This is a genomic window from Brucella gallinifaecis, assembly GCF_006476605.1.
In the GTDB taxonomy this organism is placed as follows: domain Bacteria; phylum Pseudomonadota; class Alphaproteobacteria; order Rhizobiales; family Rhizobiaceae; genus Brucella; species Brucella gallinifaecis.
Genome location: NZ_ML636804.1, coordinates 133340 through 150635, shown reverse-complemented (window position 1 = coordinate 150635; position 17296 = coordinate 133340). Strand labels below are relative to the sequence as shown.

Here is a 17296-nt window from a genome sequence, read left to right as displayed (position 1 = left end):
CATGTATCGACAGAATTACCGGCACGCTTCATGCGGCGCCCCAACAGTTGAAAACATATGTCCATTTCGTTCGACCTGACCATTGATGATACACGCGACCAGCTTGCCCGCCATATGCGTGCAAATATGGAGCAGAGGCCGTCGCTCATCGGCATGTCGCGGGAGGAAATGGCTGAGGAGCTGGTCAAAATCGGCGTAGCGCCAAAACAGGTCAAGATGCGCATTGCGCAGCTCTGGCACTGGCTTTACGTGCGCGGCGTTTCTGACTTTGCCGATATGCGCAATATTTCCAAGGATCTGCGAGCGCTTCTAGCCCAGCATTTCACCATTGCACGCCCGGAAGTGGTTGAAGAGCAGATTTCTCAGGATGGCACACGCAAATGGCTGTTCCGCTTTCCGCCACGCGGGGCCGGACGTCCTGTTGAAATCGAATGCGTCTATATTCCTGAAGAAGGCCGCGGCACGCTGTGCATTTCTTCACAGGTTGGCTGCACGCTCACCTGCTCGTTCTGCCATACAGGAACGCAGAAGCTGGTGCGCAATCTGACATCGGAAGAAATTCTGGCGCAGCTTCTGACGGCGCGTGATCGTCTTGGGGACTTCCCGGATACCAACACGCCAGACGGGGCTATTGTCCCTGCTGAGGGCCGCAAAGTCACAAATATCGTCATGATGGGGATGGGCGAGCCGCTTTATAATTTTGAAGAAGTGAAAAAGGCTCTGCTGATTGCCTCTGATGGTGACGGATTAGCGCTTTCCAAGCGCCGCATCACCCTGTCGACTTCCGGCGTCGTACCTGAAATCTACCGCACCGGCGAAGAAATCGGCGTCATGCTGGCAATCTCGCTGCATGCGGTGCGCGATGAATTGCGTGATCTTCTGGTGCCGATCAACAAGAAATATCCGCTTGAACAATTGCTCAAAGCTTGCCGCGAATATCCGGGTCTTTCAAATGCCAAGCGCATTACATTTGAATATGTCATGCTCAAAGACATCAATGACAGCATGGAAGATGCCAAGCTTCTGGTTAAGCTGTTGAAAGGCATTCCGGCCAAGATCAATCTGATCCCCTTCAACCCGTGGCCCGGCACGAACTACCAGTGCTCGGACTGGGAGCATATCGAGCGCTTTGCCGATTATGTGAATGCAGCCGGTTACGCTTCACCGATCCGCACACCGCGCGGTCGCGATATTCTGGCTGCCTGCGGTCAGTTGAAATCGGAATCGGAGCGCATGCGCAAGAGCGAACGCCTGGCACTTGAAGCCATGATGATTGCCGGCCACGGGGCCGAATAATGGATATATGGGATTATGTGTTTGGTGCGTTTCGTATCCTGATCGGGGCATGCATTGCCCTATGGGTCGGGACAGCTTTCTTCATTGCGCTCAATTTCGCATCCGATCTGAGCGCAATGGAGCCACTAAATCCTGAAGCTCCAAAGATATTCACGTTTTTCATCATATTATTTGCGACACCCATTACGGCCATCATAGTGGCTCAGCTTGCCATATATCCAATGCTGCTCATCGTTTGCCTGAGCGAGATCGCTGCCAAAAAAGACGTAATCTTCTACATGATTTGCGGCAGCGTGACGGGCATTGCCTTCATCGCCTATGGCGCATCCAGGGAACTGCCATTCGCATCGGATCTTTTTCGCTGCCTCGTTGTCATATGTTCCTGTATCGTTGGCAGCTTTGTCTACTGGCTGATTGCCGGTCGCAATGCCGGACGCTTTTTAGAGCGGATCCGATCTGATTGAATCAGATCGACGCTCTAACACGCCCGGCTGCGTGGTTTTATTTTGCCTGTGCAGTGATGATCTTCAGTGCGAAAGCTGAAAAAATACCTGCAAAAAGCCAATCCACAATCCGCGTCACTGTCGGGTTTTTCTTCAGAAGACCGGCAAATTTGTCAGCAGCAACCACCATCGGAATGGTGAAAATCAGCGCCAGCGGAATGAATGACAGGCCAAGGAAAAACAGTTTCCCCATAGCATGGGGATCATGTGCAGACACAAATTGCGGCAGAAAGGTCATGTTGAACAGAATAACCTTCGGGTTAAGCAGGTTGATGCCAAGGCCCGTCGCCCAGTTCTGAAACAATGTATGCTTTTTGCCACCACTCTTTTCCGGCGAGAATGCCGAACCTTTGCGAATTGCCTGCACCGCGAGCCAGACAAGATAGGCCGCCCCCACCACCTTCAATGCTGTAAAAGCTGCGGGAGACGCAAGGATCAACGCAGAGAGGCCCAGCGCCACCATGCTGGTATGAATGATAATACCGGTGCTGGCACCCGCCAGACAAGCAAAACCGGCCCCCTTGCCTTCCGATAAAGCACGACCGACAAAAAGCGTCATATCCGGGCCGGGCGTAATGGACAAAATGGCGGTCGCGATCATGAACTGGACAAAGATCGTCCATTCAGGAATGAAAGTCAGATTTGACAGAAAGGACATGAAACGAGACTCCATAAATTCGCGGCAAGCTAACGCGAATTTATGCCCTGCGCCATAGGATTTTTTGCGGCTTTTTCATAAGAGATAACCATCCGGCTTGCACGAGGCTTGGCAACTGATAAAAGACTTGCAACAAGTCTACATTGCATCAGACGGAAGTGAATTATGAGCAAGCTGAAAGACGTCAAAAAAGTCGTTCTCGCCTATTCGGGTGGCCTCGACACCTCTATCATCCTGAAATGGTTGCAGACTGAGCTTAATGCGGAAGTCGTGACCTTTACTGCCGATCTCGGTCAGGGTGAAGAACTTGAACCAGCACGCAGGAAAGCGGAAATGCTGGGCATCAAAGAAATCTTCATTGAGGATGTTCGTGAAGAATTCGTGCGCGATTTCGTTTTCCCGATGTTCCGCGCCAATGCCGTCTATGAAGGCGTCTATCTGCTCGGCACGTCGATTGCCCGTCCGCTGATTTCCAAGCACCTGATTGATATTGCCAGGAAAACCGGCGCTGACGCTATTGCACACGGGGCAACCGGCAAGGGCAATGATCAGGTACGCTTTGAGCTGGCCGCATATGCGCTGAACCCGGACATCAAGATTATCGCTCCATGGCGCGACTGGTCGTTCAAGAGCCGCACGCATCTGCTCGAATTTGCTGAGCAGCACCAGATTCCGGTTGCAAAGGACAAGATGGGAGAAGCGCCATTCTCGGTTGACGCAAACCTGCTTCACTCCTCATCAGAAGGCAAGGTTCTGGAAGATCCGGCAATTGAAGCGCCTGAATATGTGCATATGCGCACGATTTCGCCGGAAACCGCACCAGACAAGCCAACCATTATCAAGATTGGCTTTGAAAAGGGTGACGCTGTTTCGATCAATGGCGAACGCCTGTCGCCTGCGACATTGCTTGCAAAGCTTAATGATTATGGTCGCGACAATGGTATTGGCCGCCTTGATCTGGTTGAAAACCGCTTCGTCGGCATGAAATCGCGCGGCGTTTATGAAACACCGGGCGGCACGATTTTGCTTGCTGCACATCGTGCAATTGAATCGATCACGCTCGACCGGGGTGCTGCACATCTCAAAGATGAGCTGATGCCACGCTATGCGGAACTCATCTATTACGGTTTCTGGTTCTCGCCGGAACGCGAAATGTTGCAGGCTGCGATCGATCTCAGCCAGCGTCATGTCGAGGGTGAAGTCACGCTCAAGCTCTATAAGGGCAATGTGATTGTAACCGGTCGCTCCTCGGACAAGTCGCTTTATTCAGACAAGCTCGTGACATTTGAAGACGATCAGGGCGCCTATGACCAGAAGGACGCAGCAGGCTTCATCAAGCTCAATGCGCTTCGTCTGCGTACTTTGGCTGCTCGCGACCGCCGTTAGAGCGCGTTTTATTTGAAGCATAATATAATAAAAGCCTCCGGTATTGCCGGAGGCTTTTTATCTTATTTTCACCCGTGCCTGATGCCAGCAAGCATCTTTTCTTCGCCGGGGCGCAAGGTCAGGACACGCACGCCATTGGATGTGACAGCCACGGTATGCTCAAACTGCGCAGACAATTTTCCATCGCGTGTCACCACGCTCCAACCGTCTTTTTCGGTCTTTACTTTGGCTGTACCCTGATTAAGCATCGGCTCGATGGTGAACACCATGCCTTCACGCAAACGCTCACCTGTTCCCGGCTTGCCGAAATGCAAAACCTGCGGCTCTTCATGCATTTCACGGCCAATGCCATGACCGCAATATTCGCGCACCACGCTGTAATCATGACGCTTCGCATGACGCTCGATCGCATAGCCAATATCGCCCAAAGTAGCACCGGGGCGCACAGCGGCAATCCCCTTCCACAAAGCTTCATAAGTCACACGCACCAGACGTGAAGCAAAAGGAGCAACATCGCCAATCAGATAGGTCTTGCTTGAATCAGCGATAAAACCGTCCTTCTCAAGCGTGATATCAAAATTGATAATCTCACCATTGGTGATGATTTCACTCTCCGACGGCATCCCATGACAGACAACTTCATTGCTTGAAGCATTGAGCACATAGGGAAAATCATATTGCCCCTTGCTTGCAGGCCGTGCCTTTAACTCGCGCGTGATATAATCCTCAACCAGATCATTGACCTGCATCGTGCTCATTCCGGCAAGCGGTGTGCGATCCAGAAGTGTAAATACGGACGCCAGCAATGCGCCCGAAGCGGCCATTTTCTCCACTTCAGCCTGGGTCTTGGTCATGAGGAGTGCACTGGCAAAACAGGAATTTCGACATGGGCGGCACGCAACTGCATCTGGACAATCTCGTTAAATGTCAATTCAGGATTAGCCTGTGCCAGCATACCGATCTTCATCCAGTATTCAGCCTGCGCATTGATCGAACGACACATGACATCGCTTGCCTTGCGCAATTCTTCATGTAGTTCGTCACTGATTTTTACGATACCCATTATTCCACCATTTAATATACGAAATGTATATATATCGTATATTTCATTCAATCAAGGCCGTCCATTACAGCTTTTGATTCAAACCTGTTGCATTTCATATGGCACCATATTATATGTCGCCATATGAAAGTTATAGAGCAAAAACATCACGCCCTTCTGAGCGAGCTGGAACGCCGCAACAGCCCTTCCACGGGCGAGTTGAAAGCGTGCTTTGAAATCCTGTCGCTGGCCGCCGCCATTGACCGCGATTGCGCGAACAGGCTTGCGCCCTACAAACTTTCTGAAGGAAAATTTGTGCTGCTATTCTTGTTGCAAAATGCACCTGATGGCCTTTCACCGCACGAATTGTCGGAACGCGCCGGTGTGACGCGCGCCACTATTACCGGTCTGCTCGACGGATTGGAGCGTGACGGTTTTCTCAAGCGCCATGCAGATACACAAGATCGCCGCAAGCTCACTGTCAGGCTTACGCCTGAAGGTGCGCGTCTGGCGCAAAAACTTTTTGATCAGCATACCGCCTGGATCGCGGGCCTGATAAGCGATCTTTCAACTGGCGAGCAGCAATTGCTGAGCACATTATTGCGCCGCATCTGGAGCCGCACCGATGCGGGCCGTTCCTTCAAAATCAGCGAAACCCTAGGGTCAGGACCCATTAATTTGACGGGAATGGTGTGAGGCCATCCGGGCGGATTTGATAAGAAAAGGCGATGGAAATGTCATTCATTTGCGAGACTTTACGACGAAGTAGGCCGGGCGGATGGACCACATCCTTCGGACATCGAAATGACTAGTATGCGATTTGGGCGATCTGCTGCGTCGATCCGCTCAACCGGGGGAAACACCCCGGTCCTCACATCTCTTCTTGTAGATCTTGTCATTTCAGATGCCATTCTCATCAAATTAATGAGTCCTGACCCTAAGGATATAACATGAGCTATTACCTCGCAGAACTTTACTCACCCAAGGCAAGCTGGCTGGAGCTTGATATGAAAGGCAGGCAAGCTTTCTTTGAAAAAGTAGGTGCAGGCATGGGCGGCCTGGCAGAGCTTGGCATTGAGGCTTTGGCCCTGGGACCCATTGATGCAACCAAGCCCCATGCACCGCAACAAAGCTTCTTTGCCATCTGGCGTTTCCCGGATGAGGCAGCTCTCGACATGCTGCTTGCCGGAATTACGGCTACCGGCTGGCATGGTTATTTTGACACTGTTAATGCAGCAGGTGCGGGCACCGATCTTGGTGGTCATCTCGCTCAACTGGCAAGCGTGCCTTTCAAAGACAAGCAGATGTAATAACAGGATGTCCGGTGTGTGTCAGGGATATTCAGGAAAATGCGCCGACAAAAAATACGGCACAATAATGCAATGCCGCTCCAACGACGACAAAGCCGTGCCAGATCACATTCTGAAACCGCAGACGCTCCCAGACATGGAAGATCACGCCCAGAGAATAAACCATGCCACCAGCGGCAATAAGCCAGAAAACGGCTGGCGGCAGTGATTGCACCATTGTGTCATAGACCATGACGCCACTCCAGCCCAGCGCCAGATAAAGCAGGATTGACAGCCGATCAAAACGCCCCGGCATGAAAAGTTTGAGCATAATACCGACAAATGCGACGCTCCAGACAAACAGAAGCAACGGCAATGCCCGTTCTCCCATATGCATGGCGAAAGGCGTGTAAGTACCGGCGATCAGGAGATAAATTGCCGAGTGATCAAAACGGCGTAAAAACCATTTGGTCTGCGATACTGGCCAGATATTATAAACAGCCGATACCCCCAATGCAGCCACAAGGCTGGCAAGATAGACCCCTGACGAAATTGAGGTGGCAACAGGCATATTGGGAAGAAAATAGAAAAGCATGGCAATGGCGCCGACAAGTGCCATTGTTACCCCAAGCACATGGATAATACCATCAGCCCAGAGTTCGGCACGATCATATTTCCATTTGATCGGATAAGGCAGCTTTAAATCCATCATGCTTTTCCATATTCACACATGAAACATATGATGACATTGCATTGCAGCATCAAAATGACAGACGAGTGGCCCAATATTCCGGCCCAATATTATTGTGCAGCAAGTGCGCCATCTGAAAGCGGGGCAGCAGAAGTTTCAGGCAAAGCGGCTGCCGATTTGACTGAGGGAGCCTTACGCCTCCAGCTTCCATCAAGCCCGGTTTCGCGTAAAAGTCCCTTGCGCTTGGCATCATAATAATAGCCACGGGCATAGTAACGGACGGCCTGACTTTCATCACCATCTGCAACCTTATAGGCACCAGACAGATAGCGGACCGCATATTTGAGGTTGGTTTCCGCATCGAGAAGGCCTTTGGCGCTCCCCTGATATCCCATGCCACGGGCCGTGGGATGGCTGATCTGCATCAGCCCCCAGTAAGGTCCATTACGGGCAGCGGGATTAAAGCGGCTTTCACGATGCACGACGCGGCGCACCAGACGCTCCGGCACATCATAGGCTACCGAATATTTGCTGATGAGATCATCGAGACCTTCCGGTGCATGATCCGGCGTTTCAAAAGCCATATTGGTGGCAAGCGATGCAGGTGAAGCCGCAGCCTGCGCACCGGCGAAAGCCAGCATCGGCTCAGACTGTCCACGAACACCCGGAATTGGCACAACAGATGGAAGAACCGGATTTTCAAGCGAGGCTATATTTTGTTGCGTCGCAAGAGCATTGGCATCAGTACCAACGTCAGCACCCAAGGCATCAGCATTTTCAGCTGGGGCAACCATTGCTGTTCCGGCAGGCTTTCCATCATTTGTCGTGTTGCATGCACTCAATGCAAAAACGCAGCCAAACAGCAAAACACTCTTGGTAAACGAAACTATGAACGGTCGTGAGAAAGCCTGAAAATGCATGATCAACCGATCCTATGAATCGAAATCTTGTTCAATGCGTTTTTCGAGTTCAACCAGATCTTCCGGCAGAGGCATACCGGTCGCTTTCAGAGTATTGAGCTTCTCGCGAACGCTTTCACGAATCTCATGAACGTCCTGCGGCTGGTTCACCATCTGCTCAAACAACAGAGCAATCTCTGCCTTGATATCCTCGAATGCCATAATATCCTCTTGGCTTGTCAGGCGCAAAACAGCCCGGTTCAGGCAATATTCTTTCAATCGATGACATTGATGTACCACGCCCGATGCGCAAAGCGAAAGCCCTGAACTTTAAATGCATCAAAATCAATGTTTCAACGCGTAACAAAATCAGCTGACGACTCACAAAATACGTGGCAGCAGAGTATCTATCGCATTGTATTCGCTTGCAAAAATTCCAAAATCATCAAATCCGAGACTGCCTGTTGAATCAAACAGATAAATACTCATCCATATGAGTGCGCATATCAGTAAAATCGCCAGAATCGTCAGCAGCAAAAGACGACGTCCGAGTGCCGTCCTATTGCCCGCTCCATCAAGTGGTATCTTATTCATCGTCAAGCATCATTCGTGGCGTTCAAATCTTCAGGCGGTGTAGCATGTTCTCCCTGAGCTGCAAGATAGCCCTGATGCATCAGGGCTTTTTTCAGGATGAGAATAATAGCCTCGGTCTGGTTAATACCCGGATGCGTCTCATTGATGAAACGTTCGAGCGCATCATGCACATCTTTGGGTAGATATGTGCTCATTGTTTCTCCTCAGAGCGTTTCACAATTGCCGGAATGCACAATCATCAGACGACTTTTACAGAAATCGAGCCAATGCCGGCTACAGCCCCCTCCAATAGATCACCACGCTGAACAGCACCAACACCGGCAGGAGTACCGGTATAGATAAGATCGCCGGGTTGCAGTTCAAACAGAGACGAAAGATAAGAAATAGTCTCGGCAACTTTCCAGATCATCTGATTGAGATCACCGGACTGGCGTGTCTCACCATTGATTTTCAAGGTTATTGCGGCAGAATCAGGATGACCAACCTCAGAAACCGGCACAATCGCCGAGCATGGAGCGGAATGTTCAAAAGCCTTCGCCACTTCCCATGGACGCCCGGCTTTCTTTGCAACAGTTTGTAAATCACGGCGCGTCATGTCAATGCCAACAGCATAGCCATAAATATGATCAAGCGCCGTTGTGACCGGAATATCCTTGCCGCCGGTTTTCAGTGCGACGACAAGTTCAATCTCGTGATGCACATCTTCAGTCTTTGGAGGATAAGGAAAATCACCACCGTCAATCACCAGATTATCGGGATTTTTCTGGAAGAAAAACGGCGGATTGCGGGTTGGATCACCACCCATTTCGATGGCGTGATCCGCATAGTTCTGACCCACGCAATAAATGCGATGCACGGGAAAACGCGCTTTTGCTCCCTTAACCGGCACAAAGGGCTGTGGAGAAGGTTGAAAAACATAATTTGTCATAAAGTGCTGATCCCGTAAGATGTATATGCGTTTTATCATGCAGCCTGCCAATGCAGCCTGCAAATCATATAGTTGCAATTTTCTGTCATAGACGACTATATCGTTGTCACAATATAATTCGCCTTGCGTGAAGAAGATATAACGAGTTCGGCATTCGGAATATCATTGCAAAGAGCACGTTTGCGAGCGGCATCCGGCGTATGCCCGTGATCGATCCAACGCTGAATCAGACGACGTTCAAGCTCGAGAAAAGATACGTTGAGAAAGATCGTCATGTCGAAAAACGGCGCCAATCGCGTCCATGGCTCGCAATCAAGCAGCAGATAATTGCCCTCAACCAGCAAAATCCGGTGATCAGCAGCCACCACAGATGCGCCGGCACGTGCAAGATCAAGCTTACGGTCAAAGACCGGAATAACAACATCTTCCGATGTATTTTTCAGCCGTTCCAGCAAAGCAGCAAAGCCTGCGCAATCAAATGTTGGCGGAGAACCTTTGCGGCTTCGTAAACCTCGTTCATCAAGAATTGCATTATCAAGATGAAAGCCGTCCATCGGCACGATTACGGCTGGTCCCGCCTCACCCTGATTGATAGCATCGCGTAAATATTCCGAGATGGTGGATTTGCCTGCACCGGGTGGTCCTGCAATTGCAACGGTCAATCGACCATCCTTCCCAGCAAATTTTGAAAGGATTTCGGCAGGCAGGTTTTCCGCTTGGCAAAGCTTCATAGGAGGATACCCGGAATGAAAAACAGAATTGTTTCTGCACAACAGCACACAGTTTGTTATTTTCAAACAACAAGTTTGATCTATCTTGTCTTGCAATGAGTGCAAAGACTGATCACTGCTTACTTCAAACCATTATATCGAACGGGAAAAATATGACCGTCAAGACCATTGCCACTACGCCCTTTCAGGATCAGCAGCCCGGGACATCGGGTCTGCGCAAGAAAGTGCCGGTTTTCCAGCAACCCAATTATGCCGAAAACTTCATCCAGTCGGTTTTCGATATATTGCACGGTTTTGCGGGACAGACCCTCGTGGTGGGTGGCGACGGACGCTTTTACAATCGCGAAGTGATCCAGAAAGTCATCAAGATCGCTGCCGCCAATGGCTTTGGCCGGATTATGGTTGGTCAGGGCGGTATTCTTTCCACGCCAGCCGCTTCCAATATGATCCGTAAATACAAGGCTTTTGGTGGGCTTATTCTTTCTGCAAGCCACAATCCCGGTGGCCCGACACAAGATTTCGGTATCAAATATAATATTGGCAATGGCGGACCAGCGCCTGAAAAAATCACCGAGGCGATCTTTGCCCGCTCAAAACTGATTGATCAGTACATAATAGCGGATGTGGCTGATATCGATATCGACAAGATTGGCAATAGCACGATTGGCAATACAGAAATTGTCGTCTTTGATCCGGTCGCAGACTATACTGAGCTGATGGAAAGCCTGTTCGATTTTGATGCAATCCGCGCCATGATCAAGCAAGGCTTCAAGCTCAAATTCGACGCCATGCATGCCGTTACCGGCCCCTATGCAAAGGAAATTTTTGAACGCCGCCTTGGTGCGCCAGAAGGCAGCGTGATGAATTTTGTGCCCTTGCCTGATTTTGGCGGACATCATCCCGACCCGAACCTTGTCTATGCCAAAGAACTATATGATCTTTTGATGTCTGATCATGCGCCGGATTTCGGTGCGGCATCAGATGGTGACGGCGACCGCAATCTCATCATCGGACGCGGCATTTTTGTTACCCCATCCGACTCGCTCGCCATGCTTGCCGCCAATGCGCATCTGGCACCGGGCTATAAGGACGGCATCAAGGGAATCGCCCGTTCCATGCCAACCAGCGCCGCAGCCGACCGCGTTGCCGAAAAGCTGGGTATTGGCCTGTATGAAACGCCAACCGGCTGGAAATTCTTCGGCAATCTGCTCGATCATGGCAAGGTTACGATCTGTGGCGAGGAAAGCTCCGGCACCGGCTCTGATCATGTGCGCGAAAAAGACGGGCTATGGGCAGTTCTGCTCTGGCTCAATATTCTGGCGGTGCGCAAGCAAAGTGTGAAGGCCATTGTTGAAGAACATTGGGCACGCTTTGGCCGCAACTATTATACCCGCCATGATTATGAAGCGGTTGATGCCGATATTGCAAAAAAGCTGGTTGCTGATCTGCGGGAAAAGCTTGCAAATCTGCCCGGCACAAGCGTCAACGGTCTGAAAATCGAAAAGGCGGATGATTTCGCCTATCACGATCCAATTGACCATTCGATAAGCGAACATCAGGGCATCCGCATCTACTTTGAAGGCGGGGCACGGGTTGTCCTGCGTCTGTCGGGAACAGGAACCTCGGGCGCCACCATCCGTATCTATATCGAGCGCTATGAAGCGGATCAGACAAAACACAATCTCGATACACAGGAAACGCTGGTAACGCTGATTGATGCAGCAGAGCAGATCACAGAGGTAAAAAAGCGCAGTGGACGAACAGAGCCAAGCGTAATCACATAATAAAAAGGGCCGCGTTCGCGGCCCTTTCCAACTGGATTATTCAAACACAATCGCCGGAGCGGGCTTTCCGGCCCCTGCACCTGACTTCATATTTCCCCAAACCTTGGCTGCGATATCGCGATAGATTTTCGCATGTTCACTGTCCGGCTCTACCGCTGTAATCGGCGTACCATTGTCGGAATGCGCACGCACATCCATATGCAGCGGCACTTCGCCAAGGAATGGCACATTGAGACGTTCGGCTTCCTTGCGTGCGCCGCCATGGCCGAAAATATCATAGCGTTTGCCGGTATCGGGTGCGATGAAATAGCTCATATTCTCGACAATGCCCAACAGCGGCACATCGACCTTGCGGAACATGGCCAGCCCCTTGCGCGCATCAATCAGCGCCAGATCCTGCGGTGTTGACACAACCACCGCACCGGCCAGTGGCACCTGCTGCGCCATGGTAAGCTGTGCATCGCCCGTGCCCGGAGGCATATCGACAACCAATATATCCAGGTTGCCCCATGCCACTTCACGCAGCATCTGCGTCAATGCCGACATAACCATCGGCCCACGCCAGATCATCGGCGTGTCTTCATCCACCATGAAACCCATCGACATCACCTTGACACCGTAGTTTTCCATCGGCTTGAGAATGCGGCCTTCAAGCGTTTCCGGTCGACCGGACAGTCCAAGCAGACGCGGCATGGATGGACCATAAATATCAGCATCAAGAATGCCAACTTTAAGGCCGTTGGCTGCCATGCCCAGTGCCAGATTAACGGCAGTGGTGGACTTGCCAACCCCGCCCTTGCCGGATGCAACAGCAATGATCGCGCCAACACCGGGAATGCCGGGCTTGGCAGCCGGACGCGGTTGTGGCGGCTGACGGTTTGACATTGCCGGAGCAGGCCGTGACTGGGGCTTGGAAGACTGGGGTTTAGGAGGAGGAGGCGCATCATCGCTTGTGCGTCCTCCCTTCTTTTCCGCAGTCAGTGTAACCAGAGCACCGGACACGCCCGGAATATCCTTCACCAGTTTTTCTGCGGCCAGTCGCATTGGCTCAAGCCCGTTTGCGCGATCCGCAGGAACCGTGATGGAAAAGAAGACCTTGCCGTCGGCAATGAAAATATCCGACACCAGACCAAGCGACACGATATCGCTTTCAAAATCTGGTCCTGTCACAGCTTTCAGCCGCTCAAGAACCTGTTCACGCGTTACGCCTGACATTATTCCAACCTCGTCTGCGGCAAGCTCTCCGCTTGCCCAGTTTGCATATCTTGAGATAATCCAGTTTTAGCCAAAAGGCCAATAGAACCAAGCAAAGAGTTTTTAACAGACAGGTGACAACATGGCCAAAGCCATTCACACAATGATACGCGTTGTTGATGAGAAACGTTCCGTTTCCTTCTACGATCAGGCTTTTGGACTGAAAATCGCAGAGCGCATGGATTTCGAAAGCTTCACACTTGTCTATCTGCGCAATGATGAAGCCGACTTTGAAGTTGAACTGACGATCAACAAAGGCCGTATCGAGCCTTATAATCTCGGTGATGGCTATGGCCATGTGGCTTTCGTGGTTGATAATCTTGAAGCGGAACATGCACGCTTCACCGATCTGGGTTTCAAGGTCGGCAAGCTGGTGGACTTCAAAAATGGTGACGTGCCGGTCGCACGGTTTTTCTTTGTCGAAGACCCTGACGGCTACAAGATCGAAGTGATTGAACGCGGCGGCCGATACCAGTAAGAACGATCAGGCGAGCGTCTATTTGACACTTGGCAAAGGGCGCGGCTCTGGAATAGATAAGGTCAATCCTGAAGGAGCACACGGATTGAACAGGCACATAGTCCAGTTACGGGCAACATTGGCAATACGCATGTTAAGCGTATTGGCACTGATGCTTGTCGCTTTTGGACATAAGCCTGTTACGCTCGCTTCTCCTGAACAAATATTGCTGGCTCAATATGTTCTGCCTGATGGCAGCTATCCGGTACTGTGCATTACTGATCATGCGGTCGACGATGACGGCCATGATCGCACTCAACATCTGCATAACAGCACTGTTTGCGATGCCTGCCGTATTTCATCAGCATTTCTCTGCCCGCTGCCTGCTGCATCCACCGGGGTCGCTCCCCATAATACAGTGGCCTATGTCGTTGAACCGTCAGAACCTGTGTTCTGGCGGGACATTTATCCGCCATCAGCGCCACCGCAAGCCCCACCCCTTTCCTGAAATCAGTCTTTTCATGCAGCGCATTCATGTGCTGCGTCCCGACATATGATTATTCAGGTTTGAAACAATGAAAAACACACGTCTTTTGACATCCGCAATTTCGCTTTTTGCAATTTGCGCTTCCGCAGGCATGGTCAATGCTCATTCATCGCTCGAGCAAGGCGAAGCAAAGGCCGGAAGCTTTTATAAAGCAGTCCTTCGCATACCCCATGGTTGCGGTGCTAAAGCCACCACGTCTGTAAAGATCGAACTGCCGGAAGGTTTTGTTTCAGCTCAGCCTCAGGCAAAAGCTGGCTGGAAAATTGAAACCGCCAAAGGTGATTATGCGCAGAGCTACAAGGTTCATGGGCGCGACGTGACCTCCGGTGTCAAGCAAGTCACCTTCAGCGAAGGCGAACTGCCAAGCGATTTCTATGATGAGTTCGTGGTCGTCGGACAGCTTGCCAAATTCGACAAGGACACGACCCTCTCCTTCCCGGTCACGCAATTCTGCGGCACAGATGATTCTGTCGCATGGACCGAAATTGCCGCCGATGGTCAGGACCCTCATGATCTGAAAAATCCTGCACCGCAGCTTCGCGTGCTTGTTTCCAGCACTTCTGATGATCATTCCGGTCACGGTTCGCACGGCGATCATGCTGTAACTTCAACCAAACTCGGTGAGCTGAGCATCAGCGGCCCATCAATCCGCGCCATGGTTCCGGGTGCCAAAGTTGCCGGCGGTTATCTCACTATCAAGAATAACGGCAAGGATGCAGACAAGCTGGTCGGCGTCACAACAACCGGCGTCAAGCGCGTTGAAATCCATGAAATGAGCATGGAAAATCAGGTTATGAAAATGCGCGAACTCAAAGACGGTCTCAATATTCCGGCTGGCGAAACGGTGGAACTGAAGTCCGGCGGCTATCATCTGATGTTCATCCAGCCAGACCATCCTTACAAGGAAGGCGACAAGGTTACAGCCACGCTTGAATTTGAAAAATCAGGCAAGGTCGATCTGGAATTTCCTGTAACCGCGCAAAGCGGCAAGTCGGAAGACCATTCACACCACTAGTCTTGCAACATAAGACGCGAGTGCAGGTTTCTCGTTTCTGCATTATGCGCCTGTTTGCCGCAACCGCTACGCATTGTAGCGGTTGCGATATTCGTTTATTGCTGTAAACATGAATTAAATACTCTAGAATAATTCCAAACTATTGAAATAATTCAACTTTTAAAAGATGAGTAATTGACTCCAGATCAATTTGCAGCTTTTATGCGTGAGAGTTATTTTGTGCAGCCTTTGATGTTTGGGCCTTGAACCCGTTCGATTGGAGGACCTTATGATCGGTCTCAGTGAGTGCCGGTCCGCAAATGTGGATGGGGTGCCGTGGCAACTTCATCTTATGCCGACCGGATATTGTAATGCGCGGGGGGAAACAGAACGCCTCGCGAAACTTAAGCAGCCAGACTGCGCCTCTATTCGCACCTCTCAATGGAGGCGCACATGAATATGCGTATTTCAGAGCTGAATGGCAGCAACAGCATTGGCTATTATGACCGCCTGCCGGAAAAGCTGGTGCTGGAAGGCTATCGCCGCTGGACCGCCGGTTTTGAAACCGGATCGATCATTCCCTGGGAAATGACCTGGGGGCTTTATTCGGAACTGCTTGGATCATCAGAGGCAAAACGTGCTGTGGGTGAACTCTCCCAGTTCATTCGCGTATTGCGCCATTGTGCAAGCTGCCAATTGCGTGCTTTTCCATTTGATTCACATCATATCTGCCGAGAAGAGTGCCTGACGCTCGGACTGATCTCCGGCATTCAGAATCAGGATGGCCTGCTGATCGATACATGTCTTGATGCGATTGCCTGCAAGCAGCGCAGTCCTGATGTGGCGGATGCTGCTCGTAGTTTTGCCGATACTTTGGCGGATTTCGGACAGACTTTGCTGCCAATACCCATCCATGCAATCGACAGCGCTTTGAACATAACCCGTCGCGCGACTTTTCACTGATCTGAAAACGCTGCACGCAAACAAATTTTGATTTAGGTCGCTAATAGCGGCGCGAGGAGAACGAAAATGCAAGCCAGAACCGAACGACGCCTTGGCTTTGTAGCGGCAATTGCCCTCACGGCATCAGCATTTGCCATGCCGGCAGTGTCAACGCATATGGTGCAAGTTGCAACTGCACAAACACCTGCACTGACTACTGCACCCGCAACACTTCATGCATCAGTGGACAGCATGAAGCTTGAATTATCCCGCCTTGTCGCATTTACCGACATTGCAACAAAACCTGTCCATTACGAATAAAACAAGAATAACAAACCGGAAAAACCTCCAGTCAGACCGGTCATAATGAGAGCGCGGCATTGCAAAATGCTCGCGCTCTAATTTTTAGGGTCAGGACTCATCCGACGATGATCGGCGCCTGTCCCTGAACACGATTATAAAGATCGATAATGTCCTGATTCATCAAGCGGATGCAGCCCGATGACATCGACTGGCCAATCGACCACCATTCCGGTGATCCATGAATCCGATAGCCGGTATCGCGGCCATTCTGGAAAATATAAAGCGCACGCGCACCCAGCGGATTCTGCGGTCCCGGTTCCTGACCATTGCGATATTTCTCAAGATCGGGCCTGCGCTTGATCATTTCCGGTGGCGGCGTCCAGCGCGGCCATTTCCTCTTATATTGAACATTGGCTCGACCCGACCATTCAAAGCCTGCCTTGCCTATACCAACGCCATAGCGAAGCGCCTCGCCACCCGGCAGTACATAATAAAGGAAATGATCCTTAGTACTGACAACAATAGTGCCCGGAGCCTGACCTGTCGGATCCGGTACGATCTGGCGGCGGAACTGCTTGGGCACCTTGTCATAAGGAATGGCAGGAAGCGCATATTGGCCCTCCTGCACTGAAGCATACATGACATCCGGTGTCGTGATGTTCTTATCAATGCTGATCTGTGGCCGCATCGGCGTGATGCCACCCGTTGACATCGGATCAACATTCATCTGGAATGCCGACATATCCATGCTTTGCGAACAACCCGCAACATTGCCAAGCATGGCAGCACCTGTGCCAAGCAGAAAATGGCGGCGGCTTAACTTCTCGGTCAATTTAGACATACAAATCGCCTAACTCAAAAAATCGGCAAAATAGCTTCTGATCATTTTTGACAATTTGCGTTCTTATGGTTGAGGAAGGGTTAAACAGCGCGTGCAAACATTAAGAAAAATGGCGACCGCGTGGCAGATAAAAGAAAGCCGGACAAATGCCCGGCCT

The 17296-nt window shown here is 51.0% G+C and carries 23 protein-coding genes; 11 read left to right on the top strand and 12 right to left on the bottom strand.

What is annotated here, in order from left to right; genetic code table 11:
• Nucleotides 1-57 precede the first annotated feature (57 nt).
• Nucleotides 58-1296 carry a dual-specificity RNA methyltransferase RlmN gene (gene rlmN, locus FHY56_RS09090; RefSeq protein WP_140904848.1) on the top strand — a complete coding sequence of 413 codons (1239 nt, stop codon included), beginning with the start codon at nt 58-60 and terminating at the stop codon, nt 1294-1296.
• Nucleotides 1296-1760 carry a hypothetical protein gene (locus FHY56_RS09085; RefSeq protein ID WP_140904847.1) on the top strand — a complete coding sequence of 155 codons (465 nt, stop codon included), beginning with the start codon at nt 1296-1298 and terminating at the stop codon, nt 1758-1760. Before rlmN ends, FHY56_RS09085 begins: the two co-directional genes overlap by 1 nt.
• Nucleotides 1761-1797: 37 nt before the next feature.
• Here the strand turns inward: FHY56_RS09085 and FHY56_RS09080 are convergent, their stop codons facing one another.
• Nucleotides 1798-2457 carry a LysE family translocator gene (locus FHY56_RS09080; protein ID WP_140904846.1) on the bottom strand — a complete coding sequence of 220 codons (660 nt, stop codon included), beginning with the start codon at nt 2455-2457 and terminating at the stop codon, nt 1798-1800.
• A 165-nt stretch (nt 2458-2622) separates the two neighbouring features.
• Here FHY56_RS09080 and FHY56_RS09075 point away from each other — a divergent pair, with 165 nt between their 5' ends.
• Nucleotides 2623-3843: an argininosuccinate synthase gene (locus tag FHY56_RS09075; protein ID WP_140904845.1), complete on the top strand. Its 1221-nt coding sequence runs from the start codon at nt 2623-2625 to the stop codon at nt 3841-3843.
• Between the two features lie 68 nt (nt 3844-3911).
• Here the strand turns inward: FHY56_RS09075 and map are convergent, their stop codons facing one another.
• Nucleotides 3912-4697: a type I methionyl aminopeptidase gene (map, locus tag FHY56_RS09070; protein WP_140904844.1), complete on the bottom strand. Its 786-nt coding sequence runs from the start codon at nt 4695-4697 to the stop codon at nt 3912-3914.
• On the bottom strand, nt 4694-4906 hold the full coding sequence (locus FHY56_RS09065; protein WP_140904843.1) for a ParD-like family protein: 213 nt from the start codon (nt 4904-4906) through the stop codon (nt 4694-4696). The genes map and FHY56_RS09065 overlap by 4 nt, the downstream gene beginning before the upstream one ends.
• A 123-nt stretch (nt 4907-5029) precedes the next feature.
• Here FHY56_RS09065 and FHY56_RS09060 point away from each other — a divergent pair, with 123 nt between their 5' ends.
• A complete protein-coding gene (locus tag FHY56_RS09060; protein WP_140904842.1) occupies nt 5030-5581 on the top strand; it encodes a MarR family winged helix-turn-helix transcriptional regulator in 552 nt (183 codons plus the stop codon).
• Between the two features lie 254 nt (nt 5582-5835).
• The gene (locus tag FHY56_RS09055) at nt 5836-6195 is read left to right on the top strand and encodes a DUF6616 family protein (protein WP_140904841.1); all 360 of its coding nucleotides are present in this window, start codon (nt 5836-5838) and stop codon (nt 6193-6195) included.
• A gap of 31 nt (nt 6196-6226) precedes the next feature.
• On the opposite strand, the gene trhA is transcribed toward FHY56_RS09055, so the two are convergent.
• The 7 genes from trhA to FHY56_RS09020 form a co-directional block, all read right to left on the bottom strand.
• The gene (gene trhA, locus FHY56_RS09050; RefSeq protein ID WP_140905027.1) at nt 6227-6883 is read right to left on the bottom strand and encodes a PAQR family membrane homeostasis protein TrhA; all 657 of its coding nucleotides are present in this window, start codon (nt 6881-6883) and stop codon (nt 6227-6229) included.
• A 92-nt stretch (nt 6884-6975) separates the two neighbouring features.
• Entirely contained in the window at nt 6976-7785 is an 810-nt protein-coding gene (locus tag FHY56_RS09045; protein WP_140904840.1) for a lytic transglycosylase domain-containing protein, read from the bottom strand.
• Nucleotides 7786-7797: 12 nt separating this feature from the next.
• On the bottom strand, nt 7798-7986 hold the full coding sequence (locus FHY56_RS09040; protein WP_140904839.1) for a hypothetical protein: 189 nt from the start codon (nt 7984-7986) through the stop codon (nt 7798-7800).
• A gap of 159 nt (nt 7987-8145) precedes the next feature.
• The gene (locus FHY56_RS09035; RefSeq protein WP_140904838.1) at nt 8146-8358 is read right to left on the bottom strand and encodes a hypothetical protein; all 213 of its coding nucleotides are present in this window, start codon (nt 8356-8358) and stop codon (nt 8146-8148) included.
• Between the two features lie 2 nt (nt 8359-8360).
• Entirely contained in the window at nt 8361-8552 is a 192-nt protein-coding gene (locus FHY56_RS09030) for a hypothetical protein (RefSeq protein ID WP_140904837.1), read from the bottom strand.
• A 44-nt stretch (nt 8553-8596) separates the two neighbouring features.
• Complete coding sequence (locus FHY56_RS09025; RefSeq protein ID WP_140904836.1) at nt 8597-9286, bottom strand: fumarylacetoacetate hydrolase family protein; 690 nt, start codon at nt 9284-9286, stop codon at nt 8597-8599.
• A gap of 95 nt (nt 9287-9381) precedes the next feature.
• Nucleotides 9382-10017, bottom strand: a complete 636-nt coding sequence (locus FHY56_RS09020; RefSeq protein ID WP_140904835.1) for a nucleoside/nucleotide kinase family protein — start codon at nt 10015-10017, stop codon at nt 9382-9384.
• Nucleotides 10018-10169: 152 nt separating this feature from the next.
• Here FHY56_RS09020 and FHY56_RS09015 point away from each other — a divergent pair, with 152 nt between their 5' ends.
• Nucleotides 10170-11801, top strand: coding sequence for an alpha-D-glucose phosphate-specific phosphoglucomutase (locus FHY56_RS09015; RefSeq protein WP_140904834.1), 1632 nt, complete (start codon nt 10170-10172; stop codon nt 11799-11801).
• Between the two features lie 36 nt (nt 11802-11837).
• Here the strand turns inward: FHY56_RS09015 and FHY56_RS09010 are convergent, their stop codons facing one another.
• Entirely contained in the window at nt 11838-13016 is a 1179-nt protein-coding gene (locus tag FHY56_RS09010; RefSeq protein ID WP_140904833.1) for an Mrp/NBP35 family ATP-binding protein, read from the bottom strand.
• Between the two features lie 121 nt (nt 13017-13137).
• Between FHY56_RS09010 and FHY56_RS09005 the strand changes: the two genes are divergently transcribed.
• The 5 genes from FHY56_RS09005 (at nt 13138) to FHY56_RS08985 (ending at nt 16316) form a co-directional block, all read left to right on the top strand.
• Nucleotides 13138-13533 carry a VOC family protein gene (locus FHY56_RS09005; RefSeq protein ID WP_140904832.1) on the top strand — a complete coding sequence of 132 codons (396 nt, stop codon included), beginning with the start codon at nt 13138-13140 and terminating at the stop codon, nt 13531-13533.
• Between the two features lie 130 nt (nt 13534-13663).
• Nucleotides 13664-14020 (top strand): hypothetical protein, encoded by a 357-nt coding sequence (locus FHY56_RS09000; RefSeq protein WP_193556776.1) that lies wholly within the window; start codon nt 13664-13666, stop codon nt 14018-14020.
• 67 nt (nt 14021-14087) lie between these two features.
• Nucleotides 14088-15074 carry a DUF1775 domain-containing protein gene (locus tag FHY56_RS08995; RefSeq protein WP_140904830.1) on the top strand — a complete coding sequence of 329 codons (987 nt, stop codon included), beginning with the start codon at nt 14088-14090 and terminating at the stop codon, nt 15072-15074.
• A 432-nt stretch (nt 15075-15506) separates the two neighbouring features.
• A complete protein-coding gene (locus FHY56_RS08990; protein ID WP_193556772.1) occupies nt 15507-16016 on the top strand; it encodes a hypothetical protein in 510 nt (169 codons plus the stop codon).
• Between the two features lie 66 nt (nt 16017-16082).
• Nucleotides 16083-16316, top strand: coding sequence for a hypothetical protein (locus FHY56_RS08985; protein ID WP_140904829.1), 234 nt, complete (start codon nt 16083-16085; stop codon nt 16314-16316).
• Nucleotides 16317-16413: 97 nt separating this feature from the next.
• On the opposite strand, the gene FHY56_RS08980 is transcribed toward FHY56_RS08985, so the two are convergent.
• Nucleotides 16414-17139, bottom strand: a complete 726-nt coding sequence (locus FHY56_RS08980; RefSeq protein ID WP_140904828.1) for a L,D-transpeptidase — start codon at nt 17137-17139, stop codon at nt 16414-16416.
• Nucleotides 17140-17296: the final 157 nt, after the last annotated feature.